The following is a 14,321-nucleotide window of genomic DNA, read 5'->3' as shown; positions in this document are numbered from 1 at the left end:
AGAGAATATTCGTTGTACTCTAGAAAGGAGGTGATCCAACCGCAGGTTCTCCTACGGTTACCTTGTTACGACTTCACCCCAGTCGCTGATTCCACTGTGGACCATAACCGGTTTGGTATTTGGGCTTCGAGTGAAATCAACTCCCATGGTGTGACGGGCGGTGAGTACAAGACCCGGGAACGTATTCACCGTAGCATGGCTGATCTACGATTACTAGCGATTCCGGCTTCATGGAGTCGAGTTGCAGACTCCAATCCGAACTGGGACGTATTTTATAGATTTGCTCCATCTCGCGATATTGCGTCTCATTGTATACGCCATTGTAGCACGTGTGTCGCCCCGGACATAAGGGCCATGATGACTTGACGTCGTCCACACCTTCCTCCTCCTTGCGAAGGCAGTCTCATTAGAGTGCTCGGCCGAACCGTTAGCAACTAATGACGTGGGTTGCGCTCGTTGCGGGACTTAACCCAACATCTCACGACACGAGCTGACGACAGCCGTGCAGCACCTGTCTTAACATTTCTGCAAGCAGACACTCTTCCATCTCTGGATGATTTGTTAGATATCAAGTCCGGGTAAGGTTCTTCGCGTATCTTCGAATTAAACCACATGCTCCACCGCTTGTGCGGGTCCCCGTCTATTCCTTTGAGTTTTAATCTTGCGACCGTACTCCCCAGGCGGTATACTTAATCCGTTAGGTGCATTACTGCCTCGACTAGCGAAGCAACAACTAGTATACATCGTTTAGGGCGTGGACTACCAGGGTATCTAATCCTGTTTGCTCCCCACGCTTTCACGCATTAGCGTCAGTTAAGTTCCAGCAGATCGCTTTCGCAATGGGTATTCTTCTTGATCTCTACGGATTTTACCCCTACACCAAGAATTCCATCTGCCTCTCCCTTACTCTAGATTATCAGTTTCCCAAGCAGTTTAACGGTTAAGCCGTTAGATTTCACAAGAGACTTGATAATCCGCCTACGCGTCCTTTACGCCCAGTGATTCCGAGTAACGCTTGCACCCTCCGTATTACCGCGGCTGCTGGCACGGAGTTAGCCGGTGCTTATTCCTTGGGTACCGTCATAATTCTTTCCCAAGAAAAGGAGTTTACGCTCCGAAAAGTGTCATCCTCCACGCGGCGTTGCTGCTTCAGGGTTTCCCCCATTGAGCAATATTCCCTACTGCTGCCTCCCGTAGGAGTCTGGACCGTGTCTCAGTTCCAGTGTGACTGATCATCCTCTCAGACCAGTTACGCGTCATAGCCTTGGTAAGCCGTTACCTTACCAACTAGCTGATACGATATAGCCCTATCCATTACCGAAAAACTTTCCCGTACCTACTTATATAGATACGGAGTATAAGGTATTAGCAGTCGTTTCCAACTGTTGTCCCTTAGTAATGGGCAAGTTAGCTATATATTACTCACCCGTGCGCCACTAAGATTAAATAGCAAGCTACTTAATCTCCGTTCGACTTGCATGTATTAGGCACGCCGCCAGCGTTCACTCTGAGCCAGGATCAAACTCTCCATATAAAATTTACCTAAAATAAAATATCTTAGGATTTAATATGAAGTTTTAATCAAAAAACTTTAATTTTATTAATTAGTTTTATCTTTATATCTACTTTCCAGGGAAAGCCTGATAAAAGATTGGCTCAATCGATCACTTGTTTAGATTTCAAAGATTGACTAATTAGTTTAACAGTGTTAATTTTAGAAAACATAATTTAAAAGTCAAATTCAAGATTCTCAAAAATTAGAGAATGGTTTATTTAACTCAAAATTAAAACTTACGATATTAAAAGAAAAGGCTTTATTAACGTGAAAGTTAAAGGTGGTTTCTCAATTCGTGAGCTCGAATTATACAGATAGGATGCTTAAAAAATACTGAAGAATAAGATAGATAATAAAAATTTATCTATCGGAATATGCAACTTGAAGATACCCAGTCTCAGGCGACACCGTGATTACTGCTTGTTTTTTGGCTGTTTTTAAAGTTATTGTGCAGCTTTCATCGCCATGAATTAATCTATCATAGCCACTTTTTGCTCCACCACCACTAGTAGTGCTCACGCTTTGCATAGGTCTACCAAATTCATCAAATGAAATCGTTTGCAAACCGTTTTTTCCACATTCTTCACCAAGTTTTATGCCATCATTTCCAGCAACTATTCCAAATTTTTTTGTTAGGTTAAATTTACTACTAACTCGATCACAATAAGTATCGCCACCACTCCAGCCAGCGCTCATAAATTTACTCGGATTTTGAGGATCTTTAGCTACTTCTTTTGCAGAATTTGGGTTGCCCTTTTCGCTATCATCAAAATAAATAGTATATTTCCAATTACCTTTAGCATCACCGCAAACCTTCGCCTCAGTAAAGCCTATACTCCATCTCTTCTTATACCATTTGTCTCCGTCACCCACTTTACTATCCTGCATAGCTAGGTGCTGAGTATAACGGATATGCGACATCACTTGGTCAGCAGCCTCTGCGATATGATCGTCGTTTATTCTCGGTAGCGCAGCGGCGGCTATTATTCCTATTACCACGATCACAACGACAAGCTCTAGCATAGTAAAAGCTTTTTTCATCAAATTTATCCTCTAATCATCTTTTATAATTTTAAAATTTGCGATTTTTACGCCGAATTTATAGACCGCTATATTACCATAATTATCTTTTAAGTCCAAATTTGCTAGTCGTAAATTTGCGTCCGGACGCGCATCTATGCCGTAAAATTTAAGTCTCAAATCTAGCTTTTTATCACCCGTGAAAATTTTTTCTACGCCTTCATTTTTTAGCTCTTTTGCAAGCTCTTTTGCTACATGATATCTGTAAACAAAATGCTTGGTCGGGTCTTTTAGTATGCCGTAAAGCATCTCGTTAAAAAGTACGAACAAAAATCCGACTAGCAAAGAAGCCGCCGCAAAAGAAGCTAAAATTTTATATCCGCGTCTAAACATCGGTAGCCTCACGCGGTACGAACTAAAAAATACTCGAATCAAAATCGGCACGGAAATAACGCAAAAAGGTAAGTAGTTTTCGAGCTCCAGGCGCTGCCTGATCGACAAAAACAAGCAAAACAAAAATGCCGTTATGCAGACGAACCAGAGTAAATTTTTAGCCTCTTTTATCCAAATTCTATACATCGCATATACAAAATAGACGAAAACAAAAGGCGAAAATGCGGCGGCAAAAATACTCACGGTATCAAGCAAATGGCCTCTAGGCTTGCCGCCCGAGTCAAATCCGTAAAAGTAAAAGCAAAGCGCAAAAAGCAGCGCCGCAACCCACGCCATCCTAGCGTCGCGCCTATAAACGCCGAATGCAAAAATAGCCGAAAAATAAACCAAAAATGCGCCGCTAACAAAAGGCAACACGCATAAAAGCGCGTAAAAGGCTAGCATTTTGCGTAGTTGATAAAGATAAATACTTAAAAGCGAAAGCGCGATTATGATGCCGGCGTCGTTTACCAAGATCGCCGACGCCATCGTCGCAGGAAGCAATATAAACACGACTGCGCTTACTACTCGGTCAAATTTACGTTTTAAAATTTGCTTTGATACCTTATAAAGCAGCGCGACGCTAAAAATATGGCAAATAACGAAAGGAAGGCGCAAAGCATAGTCGTTTTGCCCAAAAACCTCAACCGAAAATCTAGCCAAAATGGCTGAAATTTTAGGCGAATTATAAAACGCATCCGCCTCGTAGTAGCTAATGCTAAGCGTACTAATCGCATACGACAAAAAGCAAAAATCAATAAGGCAGATGATAAAAAGTAAGAACGTTTCCGAGCGCAACATGGCTAAATTTTGGGCTTAAATTTGCTCTTCCCAGAAAAACTCTATCCACTCGTGCGCTTCTCTTACCGTAAAGTCGGGCAGTAAAAGCGCTTTTCGTTTATAAAAGATAGTCGCGATCTTTAGCTCGATATGCGGGAAGCGCTTTAAAAGCTCTTGCTTGATAGCTACCATACTCTCGCCCGTGTCGATCATATCGTCTACTACCAAAATTTTTTTAAATTTAGATAGATCAGGGATGTTAAAGATATCGATAGTATCGAGCTTTTTGGTCTCTTCGTAGTGGATTGAGTTTAACGTAAAAAGATTTCGGTTATTTAGCAAGCTCGCTAAAAAGTGCCCCAAAGTAAGCCCGCCGCGGGCGATCGCTAAAATTACCTCGGGCTCGAAATTTGCTTTGATATCTCGTACCATTATTTTTACGTCTTTGTGAAATTCCTCAAACGGATACTTTAGCATACTTTCTCCTTAATGCACTAAAAATACTATAAAACTAATAAGCGCAAGCACGATAACGCCGATATTTACGTATTCCCACTCGCGTCTCATGATACGAACCAGCAAATACGCCATAAATCCAAACGAAAGTCCCGTTGTGATCGAATATGTAAGCGGCATCAAAATAACTATCAAAAATGTCGAGATGGCGATAGCGGGATCTTTAAAATTTATATTTCCAAGCTCGCTAAACATCAGCACGCCCACCATCACGAGTATCGGATATATCGCGCTTGAGGGGATAGCTTTAAAAAGCGGCAACATAAAAATCGTAAGCACGAAAAATAGTCCGCAAAATACCGCCGTTAGTCCCGTCTTGCCGCCCTCCTCTACGCCGCTAGCGCTCTCGGCAAACGACGTCGTCGTACTAACGCCGACTAGCGAGCCGACCATAGTGGCTACTGCGTCGGCTTCGAGGGTTTTTTCTAGTTTTTCGACGCCTTTTTGATTGCTCTCGTCAAAGATCCCCGCTCTATTTCCCACTCCCGCTAGCGTACCGATAGAGTCGAAAAGATCGGTCACGAAAAATGTAACGATCACAGGAAGCAGCGCAAAAGATAGCGCGCCCATGATGTCAAGCTCTAAAAATATCGGCGAGATCGAAGCCGGTAGCGAGATAAACTCCTTCGGATACGGCGCGATACCGAAAATCCAAGCGACTACCGAGGTCGTAAATACCGCGATGATGAAGGCGCCCTTAACCTTCCATGCCCAAAAAAGTATAACGAAAAACAGCCCCACAAAGCCCAAAATAACGTTTGGATCTTTTAAATTTCCAAGCCCGACCAGTACGGCGTCGTTGTTTACGACTACGCCCATTTGCTGAAGCCCGACGAAGGCGATAAAGGCGCCTATGCCCGCGCTTATCGAGCGTCTAACGTCGTCCGGGATAGATTTTAAGACCCAAATTCTAAAATTCGTAAAAGATAGCACTACGAAAATTATACCCGAGATGAAAACCACGCCCAGAGCGGTCTGCCACGGTATTTGCATACCTAGCACGAGACCAAAGGTAAAGTACGCGTTTAAGCCCATTCCCACGCTCATAGCCACAGGCGTGTTCGCCCATATACCGTTTAGCACGGTAGCGATCACGGTGATAAGCGCCGTAGCCGTGATGAGCGCGTCCATCGGCATACCCGTTTTGCTCATGATTATCGCGTTTACGGGCACGATATACATCATCGTTAAAAAGGTCGTGAGTCCCGCGCTAAACTCGGTCTTTACGCTAGTGCCGTTTTGCTTGAGTTTAAAAAAATCCAATTCCGCCTCCTTAGTTATCGTAAATTTTTAGTTCGTTATACAAGCTATCTCGCTCGACCGGGACAAAGCCCGAAGTCTGAATGAGATCGGTAAAATTTCTAAGACTCATACCGCTTGCCGACTTCGCTCCGGCCGCGCTTTGAATGCTCTCTTTTTCTATCGTGCCGTCTAGATCGTCGGCGCCGAATTCCTGCGCGACCATGGCCAAATTTATCGTCGAGGTCGCCCAGTACGCCTTTATGTGCGCGACGTTATCGAGCACCAGACGCGAGATCGCAAAAGTCTTTAAAATTTCGGCCGAGCCGGGATAGTTTTCTACTTTTAGATAGTTGTTGTCGCGCTGATAAACTAGCGGGATAAAGGCGTTAAATCCGCCAGTTTTGTCCTGCAAATCGCGGATTCGCAGCATATGGTCGATGCGATTTTGCCTGCTTTCTACGTGGCCAAACAGCATCGTGGCGTTGCTTTCTCTACCTTTTTCATGCCAAAGGCGGTGGATTTTGAGCCAGTTTTCGGAGCTCACCTTGCCTTTGCAGATTTTACGCCTGACCTCTTCGTCAAAGATCTCCGCTCCGCCGCCAGGCATTGAGTCCACGCCGTATTCGAGCATCTTTCCTACGACTTCTTCATAGCTAAGGCCGTGTTTTCGCGAGAGGAAATCAACCTCCGCGGCAGTTAGCGCTTTGACGTGGATTTGCGGGTATTTTTCTTTTATTTTTTTAAAAATTTCCAAATACCACTGCCACGAAGTTTCGGGATTATGCGCCGAGACGATATGTATCTCTTTTGCGCCGTGAGCGACGCTTTTTTCGACGATTTTTAGTATTTCCTCGTGGCTCATCGTGTATGGGTTTGGGTTTTTGCGGTTTGCCGAAAACGCGCAAAATTTACACACGTCCGCACAGATGTTGGTTGGGTTTATGTGGCGATTTACGTTAAAAAATACCTTTTTGCCGTGCAGTTTTCGCCGTTTGGCGTTTGCAAATTTACCCAGCGTAAAAAGGTCTAGGTCGTACAAGCCGGCGCATTCGTCCGCGTCCAGACGTTCGCCGCTTTGGAGTTTTTCTATTAAATTTATCAAATTTTATTCCGAAAATAGATATTAAACGGCGATTATATGTTAAAAAAGCTTTGTTTTTGCAAAATTTTAGTATCATCGGATAAAATTTACACAAAAAGACGGCGGTAAAAAGTGGCTTTAAAAGGAAATTTAAACGGCGTTTTAGGAGGCGCGAATTTAGCCTCGCAGCTAAAAAAGCTTCAAGGCAAGGGCTTTGCAAATTTCATTGCAAAGCAAAGCGACGAGCTAATAAAAGCTCTGTGCGCGCGGGTTTTGGACGAGATTTTCGCGGACTTTAACCCAGACGTCGATTTTATACCGTTTTGCGTCATCGCTACCGAAAAATACGCAGACAACCTCATCTCCACCAGTTCGGTTTTAGAAATTTTAATCGCCTTTAAAGAAAACGCGGGCTTTAACGTCAAATTTATCCTAAAAAAGCTAGTCGCCGCGCTGGAGGGCTCAAATTTAAAGCTAAATATCAAAATTTGCGAGCTGGACGAGATTTTCGAATCGCACAAAAACGATCACAAAGCAAAGGCCGCGTTTAGCCGCATCCGCTATATCTGCGGCTCGCGGACTCTTTATAAGGCCGCTCGCTCGGAGATTTATAAAACTCGCGAGTTTAACGCACAGGAAAATCTTAAATTTTACGCCAAAAATTTGGGCGCTTTTAACGAGATCCCAAATATTAGGCAAGAGCCCGATCTAAAAAACGACCTTGGCGGCACGAACGACATCTACTACCTAAACTGCGCTCTAAACGGCTTTGAAAACGAGATCAGCATGCGCTCGCAGGCTCTAAAATTTATCGACGAAAAGGAGCTTAGCGCGCTAAATTTGGCAACTGATTTTATCCTTTGCGTAAAATCGGCACAAAATTTAACCTCCGACTCCGACATTTTCGATCCCGCCAAGCTAAACGAGATCACCGTGCTCATGCAAACCAAGTCCAAAAAAACGCAAGAAAACAGTAGCGTCATCTCGCAAAAGCTCTTTTACTGCATGCACTCGGTCGCCGTTTTCTCGCGCTATCTGGTTTCTAGCTTTTATAGGAGCAAATTTAAAAGCGGGGTTAAATTTAGCCAGCTACGAGCCGCGCGGCTAAAAAACGGATTTTATAGGTTTGAAAATACGATTTACGTCCCGCTACACGTCCGCCCTAGGCCGCTAAATACCGTGCTAAAGCAGCTTTTGGCTCTTGGCGATGCGGAGTATAAATTTGACGTCGGGACGATCTTTTACCTAAAACGCGCGCAAATCAGCAAAGAGGACGCCGAGGACTCGCTCGCACTTTTTAGAAAAATTTTGATGCGAAACCACGCTCACTGCATTATCAAAGCGCTTTTGGACGCGGAGATTTTGCCCGTTTTGGTTAAACCGCTCGAACACGCCGTAAATTTGGCCGAATTTGACGGCTATCATAAATTTAGCGTCGGCGAACACTGCGTTTTAAGCGTCAAATTTGCCGAAAATATCAAAGATAAATTCGTAAAATCGCTCTACGACGAGCTTTGTATCGAGGGGCGCACGCTACTAAAGCTAGCATTGCTGCTGCATGACGCGGGCAAGGGTCTAGGCGGCGATCACTCGGTCGTTGGCTCAAATATATTTCGCGCCTACGCCGCAAAGCTAAATTTGAGCGCAAAAGCCGTAAATATCGGCGTTACGCTCGTGCGCTACCACACGCTGATGAACGACGTGGCAAACCGCGAGGACATCTACGATCAGCGCACGATTTTTAGCTTTATCTCAAAACTAGGCGATCCGCAAACCCTAAAACTCGCCTACATCGTCGCTTATTGCGTGATAAACGCGACCGACGAAAAGCTCTATACGCCCTATCTGGCGCGGCTTTTGCGCGAGCTTTACGGCATTTGCCTGCAAAGCTTCGAGGATGAAAATCTGCTTGATGAAGCTTCAAGGCGCGTAAAAAAGGAGCTTAGTATCAGGCGAAACGCTAAATTTGCGGCCTTAAGCGAAAATTTGAAAGAAAAAATCTTCGCTATCAGATCAAATTTACTCTTCGCTAAATACCAACCAGCAGACATCATCAGCATCGCCTGGGCCGCGCAAAACGCGGATAAACTAAGCGTGCAGGTACAAAATCATCAAAGCCTAAGCATCGAAATTTATGCGCAAAACTACCCGAATTTAGCGGTTTTGCTCTCGTCTTTGGCGCACCTTGATCTTGGATTTATGGAGATTTTCGAGCTGTTTGACGGTAAATTTTACGTCAAGCTAGAGTTTAACAAAAACGTAAAATCAAGCGAGCTGGAAACCTTAAAAAACCTCATCGAGATCTCGCTAAAAAGCGGAGCCTCGGCGCAGATAAATCGCCCGATAATACTAAAAGGCGAGCTAAATTTCGACCCGAATCACTCACAAGAGTACGCGAAGCTTGGCATAAACGCGAAAGATCAGCGCGGGCTGATGGCTTACGTATTGGGAGTTTTTAAGGAATTTGATGTAAAAATAGCCAACGCTAGAATCCAAACCGTAAAAAACAGGACGCGAAATTTGCTGCTTATCCAAAAGCGCGAGGGCGTGGATTTGGGCGAAATTTTAAAATTATTAGAAAGCGAGTAAACATGTGTGGAATCGTCGGTTACGTCGGCAATAGAGAAAAAAGAGAGTTTATTTTAAACGGATTAAAAGAGCTTGAGTACCGCGGCTACGATAGCGCAGGCATGGCTGTGATGAGCCTGGATGGCGGTTGCGACAAATGCGCGCAAGAAATCGCCTTTTTCAAAGCCATCGGCAAGCTTGAAAATTTAGCCAAAAAATCAGAGGGCTTTAGCTCTAGCGGCGAAGGCGTCGCGATCGGACACACGCGTTGGGCTACGCACGGCAAACCTACCGAGATCAACGCTCACCCGCACCTTGGCGAGCACTCTTTCGTCGTTCACAACGGCATCATCGAAAACTACAAAGAGCTAAAAGAGGAGCTTGAAGCAAAGGGCGTTAGCTTCCTCAGCCAAACCGACACCGAGGTTATCGTGCATCTTTTTGAGGAAAATTTAAAAACTATCGGCGAGCCTTTTAAAGCATACGAGGCTACGGTAGCGCGCCTGCACGGTGCTTACGCGACGCTGCTTATCACCAAAACGGCTCCGGGCAAAATTTTCTTCGCCAAGGACGCCGCGCCGTTAGCTATCGGCAAAAGCGACGAAAAAGAGGTATTTTTCGCCTCCTCGGACGCCCCGCTGATCGGCTTAGCCAAAGAGGTGTGCTACCTAGACGACAAAAGCTACGGATTTGTTAGCATTGACGAGATCGCGGTTTTTAAAGCCGCAAAAAAACTAAGCCCGAGCTTTGCCGCGCTGCCAGCGGATAAAAGCTACGCGCAAAAAGAGGGCTACCGCTTTTTTATGGAAAAAGAGATCTATGAGCAAAGCGCGGTAGTGAGCGAAACGCTAATGGGACGCGTCAAAGAGGATGCGGTAGGTCTTGAAAATTTAACCGATGAGTACCTACGAAATATCGACGATATCGTGATCTGCGCGTGCGGCACGAGCTATCACGCAGCCCTTACGTCTAGCTACCTTTTCGAGCGTCTAGCAGACACGAGAGCTAAGGTCGAGATCGCTAGCGAATTTCGTTATAGGCGCCCAAAACTAAACAAAAACGCTCTTTTTATCGTCATCTCGCAAAGCGGCGAAACCGCCGACACCCTAGAAGCGCTAAAAATCGCCAAGCAAGCGGGGCTAAAGACGCTAGCCATCTGCAACGTCGATAACTCCTCGATCGTGCGCCTAGCGGACGACACTCTGTTAACTCGCGCCGGTATCGAAAAAGGCGTAGCCAGCACCAAAGCCTTCGCCACGCAGGTCGTGACGCTATGGATGCTAGCGCTGCAAATCGCGCAGGCTAAGGCATCAATAAGCAAAGACGAGCTAAAAAGCGAGATCGCGGCGCTCCTGCACGTCCCGCAAATTTTAAATATCAGCAAAGAGCCGCAAGAGCGCATCCGCCGCCTAGCCAAGCACTATTTGCACGGCCACGGATTCTTTTTTATCGGGCGAGATATATTTTACCCGCTAGCGCTAGAAGGCGCGCTAAAGCTCAAAGAGATCTCCTATCTGCACGCCGAGGGCTATCCAGCTGGCGAGATGAAGCATGGCCCTATCGCGCTTGCCGACGAGAGGCTCTTTACGATCGCGCTGATGCCGCAAACCGTCCTCTACGAAAAAACCAAGAGCAACGTCGAGGAGCTAGCTGCCCGCGACGCCTATATACTTGCGATTAGCCCCGAGGAGTTCGAGCTTAGCGACGATTTTATCAAAACGAGCAAGCAAGCTCACCCGATGAGTGAGTTTTTCGAGATGATGATCATCCTGCAGCTTTTTGCGCTGGAAATCGCCGTGAGGCTAGGCAACGACGTAGATATGCCGCGAAATCTCGCTAAAAGCGTGACTGTAGAGTAAATTAATAGGAGAAATTTGACGAGTGGAGGCGTTAAATTTCGCTTTTAAATTTTAATGCAAGAAACTCAAATTTAATACGCCATAAAACCGCTAAATTTTACAGAGCACACCCGAAATACAGATCAAAGCAAATAGTCCTAATTTAAAAAGATTAAAATTCAAATTTAGCTAAAATCGCTATCAAAAAGGAGCTTAAAATGATTTTTGAAGACGAGCTGATTTTCGTCGAGCGCGAAACTAGCGAGATACCGTGGGTAAAAATTTTTACCAAAACGCCGTTTAAGGAGCTAACCGACTGCGACGAAGCGACGCAAAAAAGGATATTTGAAGCGGTTTTAACGACCGAAAAGGCAATGAGAAAATTTTATAATCCCACGAAAATAAACATCGCAAGCTTTGCAAACTACGTGCCGCGAGTGCATTTTCATGTGATGGCTAGGTTTGAGAGCGATAGCTTTTTCCCGGAGTCCATGTGGGGCAAAAAGCAGCGCGATGGCGAGCTAAATTTGCCTGATTTTGCCGAGTTTTCTCAAATTTTAGCGCGCGAGCTAGGCAAAACACGTGAATAAAAAAATACTTCTAACGCTCGCGTTCCTCGTAGTAGCAGGCGTTTTGGCGGTTTATAAGGCGCGCTGGGACGAGCAGACGCAGACGGAAAATATCAAAAAATTTCTCGACTTTCAAACGCAAATTTTAAATAAAAACATAGAAGAGGAAAAACTCTCCGCGATGACGGTGGCGGCGCTACTAGCGCAAAACGAGCACGTAAAAAAATGCATGAGCCAAAACGACCGACGGATGTGCCTAGAGACGCTTGGCGAATTTACCAAAACGCTAAGCAAGGTGCCGATTTACCAAAATGCCAAATTTCACATCCATACGCCCGAAATGAGGAGCTTTGCTAGGAGCTGGATACCGATGTATAACGACGATCTAACGAACTTTCGCCACCTGCTAGCCGAGGCTAAAAACGGCGTAGCCGCAGGCATCGAGGTCGGTCGCGCGGGAGTTTTCATTAGGTCGGTCGCGCCGATATTTGAGGATAAAAAGATGCTCGGCAGTATCGAAGTACTACTTGATTTTAAGCATTTGAGCGACTTTTTCTCGCAACAAGGGCTTGATCTTTTCGTATTGCTCGACGCAGGCGGCGACCTGCCCTATCAAAACAGCAGCGACGAGGGCATCATCGAAGGCTTTCATTTCGTAAATAAGAGCTACGCAAATTTAAACGTCTTGCCGATGCTAAAGGATATCAAATTTAAAAGCGGCGGATTTTATCAGACGGATTCGCACGCCTTTACCGTCCAGCCGATGAACGACGCAAAGGGTGAGCGCGTGGGCTACTTCGTGATTTATTTTAACTCGGACTCAAAAGAGCGAAATTTAGCAAAGCTTAGCGTTTGGTTTGATTAGTCAAGCAGGCTTTTTGAGTACGGCGAAAATTTATAGGTAAAGACGCTGCCTTTGCCCAGTTCGCTTTTCACGCCGTACTCTACGCCGTTTTTCACGCAGATGCTTTGCACGATGTTTAGCCCTAGCCCAAAGCCGCCCTGCACGCCTTCGTCTCTGACGTAGCGTTTCCAAATTTTACTCGTATCTTTTATGCCTTCGCCCTCGTCCTCGACTACGAGCACGATTTTGCCGCTTTTTTCAAAAAGGCGCAAATTTATTATTCCTCCTTCGCGGCTGTATTTTACGGCATTGCTTAGGTTGTTATCGATCAGTCTGCCTGCCTCTATCTTGCTCATAAAAATTTGCAAATTCGGCTCGACGAAGTCGTAAATTTTGATATTTTTCGCCATCGCGATACCGCGCATATACCGCGCTCGCTCGAGGCAAAATTCGCTCAAATTTAAAATCTCGGGCGGAAATAAAATATATCCGCGCTTGATGTAGTACTCGGTGTCCTCGTATGTAACTTGCATCTGCTTTAGAGCCGAGCGCATGCGGGTGACGTATTTGTTATCAAGGCCTAGCATTTCAAGGTTTATGCCGATGACTCCCAGCGGCGTTTTTAGCTCGTGCATCGCGTCGTTAAAAAAGTTATTCATATATTTTTTAGCGTCTTTATAGGGCTTTATACCGCTAACAAACGACAAATAAAGCGCGAAAAATACGACCACGAGCGCAAAGGCAAGAGTTAGAGCCGCGACGAATAAAATCCTAGCCGCGTTTTGCTTTTTGGCTAGCACGAGATAATAAAACTCGCCGTCCGCGCTAAAATAGGTCTTGTAAAAAAGATGGCCGTTTTCTTGACGGGTGATAAATTTTAAATCGCTCGGGCGTGCGTCTAAATTTGAGACGATCTGCTTTTCTTTGAGATCAAAAACGCCGTATCTATATGTGAGCGAAATAGGCAAAGTCTCGTTTTTATCGAGCGCTTTGCGGATTTTACCCTCGTACTCCAGCAGCTCGAACATATTTTTTGAGTATTCGTCTTTGGAGCTTAAATTTATAATCTCGTAGCTTTGAAATATAAACAAAGCCATGATAATAAAAGTGGCTAAAATGGGGATTTTAAGATTTTGAAACATCTATCTTATAGCCTAGTCCGCGCGATGATTTTATAAACTCGGGAGTCGTTTTTTGACGGATTTTTAGTATATGCATGCGTACGTCGGCGGGGTCGATCTCCTTGTCGTTCCACACCTCGGCGCGCAGCCTTTCGATACCGACAAAGCTGTTTTTATGAAACAGCAAACACTCGATGATGTCGAATTCTTTCAAACTTAACTCAACCGGCTCGCCTTTAAATTTAAGCCGCTTTTTGGCGGTATCGAGACTAAAGTTTTCATCGATCGCGATCAAGTTTTTATCGTCTCTGCCGTGATATTTTCGCATTAGCTCGTTTACTCTAAATTTGAGCTCGGCTAGCTCAAAGGGCTTTTTTAGATACTCGTTACAGCCAAGCTCGTATCCGACCGCCATATCGTCTATATCCACGAGCGAGGTCATTATCATTATAGGCGCGTCATAGCCGATATCTTTGGCGTATTTTATCACCTCGTGTCCGCTGATATGCGGGACCTTGATATCAAGGATCAGCAGGTGATAAAAGCCCGCCGCTATCTTATCGCAGGCAACCTTGCCGTCGGGCGCCTCATCGACCTCGTAGCCTAGGCTTTCTAGGTATTCGCTAACGCTCTCACGATATACGAAGTCGTCTTCAAGCAGTAAAATTTTCATAAATTCTCCGAATTTTATCGCAATATTTTAAGGGAGATGATAGCTAAAAATGATTTTGGATCGTCTGAATTTAAAAAGGCTC

At 45.1% G+C, this 14,321-nt stretch carries 11 protein-coding genes and 1 rRNA gene; 4 read left to right on the top strand and 8 right to left on the bottom strand.

Going from position 1 to position 14,321, the window contains the following annotated elements:
* Positions 1–23 precede the first annotated feature (23 nt).
* From H7R39_RS01805 to mqnE, 6 genes are all read right to left on the bottom strand, one after another.
* A 16S ribosomal RNA gene (locus H7R39_RS01805) occupies positions 24–1,534 on the bottom strand.
* 381 nt (positions 1,535–1,915) lie between these two features.
* Positions 1,916–2,596: a prepilin-type N-terminal cleavage/methylation domain-containing protein gene (locus tag H7R39_RS01800; RefSeq protein ID WP_185897716.1), complete on the bottom strand. Its 681-nt coding sequence runs from the start codon at positions 2,594–2,596 to the stop codon at positions 1,916–1,918.
* Positions 2,597–2,608: 12 nt separating this feature from the next.
* A complete protein-coding gene (locus H7R39_RS01795; RefSeq protein ID WP_185897715.1) occupies positions 2,609–3,808 on the bottom strand; it encodes a glycosyltransferase family 39 protein in 1,200 nt (399 codons plus the stop codon).
* A gap of 15 nt (positions 3,809–3,823) precedes the next feature.
* Complete coding sequence (locus tag H7R39_RS01790) at positions 3,824–4,264, bottom strand: phosphoribosyltransferase (RefSeq protein ID WP_185897714.1); 441 nt, start codon at positions 4,262–4,264, stop codon at positions 3,824–3,826.
* A 9-nt stretch (positions 4,265–4,273) separates the two neighbouring features.
* The gene (locus H7R39_RS01785; protein ID WP_185897713.1) at positions 4,274–5,566 is read right to left on the bottom strand and encodes an NCS2 family permease; all 1,293 of its coding nucleotides are present in this window, start codon (positions 5,564–5,566) and stop codon (positions 4,274–4,276) included.
* A 10-nt stretch (positions 5,567–5,576) separates the two neighbouring features.
* The gene (gene mqnE / locus H7R39_RS01780; protein WP_185897712.1) at positions 5,577–6,647 is read right to left on the bottom strand and encodes an aminofutalosine synthase MqnE; all 1,071 of its coding nucleotides are present in this window, start codon (positions 6,645–6,647) and stop codon (positions 5,577–5,579) included.
* Positions 6,648–6,758: 111 nt separating this feature from the next.
* Here mqnE and H7R39_RS11520 point away from each other — a divergent pair, with 111 nt between their 5' ends.
* From H7R39_RS11520 to H7R39_RS01760, 4 genes are all read left to right on the top strand, one after another.
* Positions 6,759–9,215: an HD domain-containing protein gene (locus H7R39_RS11520; RefSeq protein ID WP_185897711.1), complete on the top strand. Its 2,457-nt coding sequence runs from the start codon at positions 6,759–6,761 to the stop codon at positions 9,213–9,215.
* Between the two features lie 2 nt (positions 9,216–9,217).
* Positions 9,218–11,053 carry a glutamine--fructose-6-phosphate transaminase (isomerizing) gene (glmS, locus tag H7R39_RS01770; protein ID WP_185897710.1) on the top strand — a complete coding sequence of 612 codons (1,836 nt, stop codon included), beginning with the start codon at positions 9,218–9,220 and terminating at the stop codon, positions 11,051–11,053.
* Positions 11,054–11,250: 197 nt separating this feature from the next.
* The gene (locus tag H7R39_RS01765; protein ID WP_185897709.1) at positions 11,251–11,622 is read left to right on the top strand and encodes an HIT family protein; all 372 of its coding nucleotides are present in this window, start codon (positions 11,251–11,253) and stop codon (positions 11,620–11,622) included.
* On the top strand, positions 11,615–12,466 hold the full coding sequence (locus H7R39_RS01760) for a cache domain-containing protein (protein ID WP_185897708.1): 852 nt from the start codon (positions 11,615–11,617) through the stop codon (positions 12,464–12,466). Before H7R39_RS01765 ends, H7R39_RS01760 begins: the two co-directional genes overlap by 8 nt.
* Here H7R39_RS01760 and H7R39_RS01755 read toward each other — a convergent pair.
* Both H7R39_RS01755 and H7R39_RS01750 read right to left on the bottom strand, forming a co-directional pair.
* On the bottom strand, positions 12,463–13,587 hold the full coding sequence (locus H7R39_RS01755) for a sensor histidine kinase (protein WP_185897707.1): 1,125 nt from the start codon (positions 13,585–13,587) through the stop codon (positions 12,463–12,465). The genes H7R39_RS01760 and H7R39_RS01755 overlap by 4 nt on opposite strands.
* Positions 13,571–14,239 (bottom strand): response regulator transcription factor, encoded by a 669-nt coding sequence (locus H7R39_RS01750; protein ID WP_185897706.1) that lies wholly within the window; start codon positions 14,237–14,239, stop codon positions 13,571–13,573. Before H7R39_RS01750 ends, H7R39_RS01755 begins: the two co-directional genes overlap by 17 nt.
* Between the last annotated feature and the right edge of the window lie 82 nt (positions 14,240–14,321).

Origin of the sequence: Campylobacter massiliensis, assembly GCF_014253065.1 — a bacterium.
GTDB lineage: Bacteria > Campylobacterota > Campylobacteria > Campylobacterales > Campylobacteraceae > Campylobacter_A > Campylobacter_A massiliensis.
The sequence above is the reverse complement of the archived record's forward strand: the minus strand, read 5'-3'. Positions and strand labels throughout refer to the sequence as shown.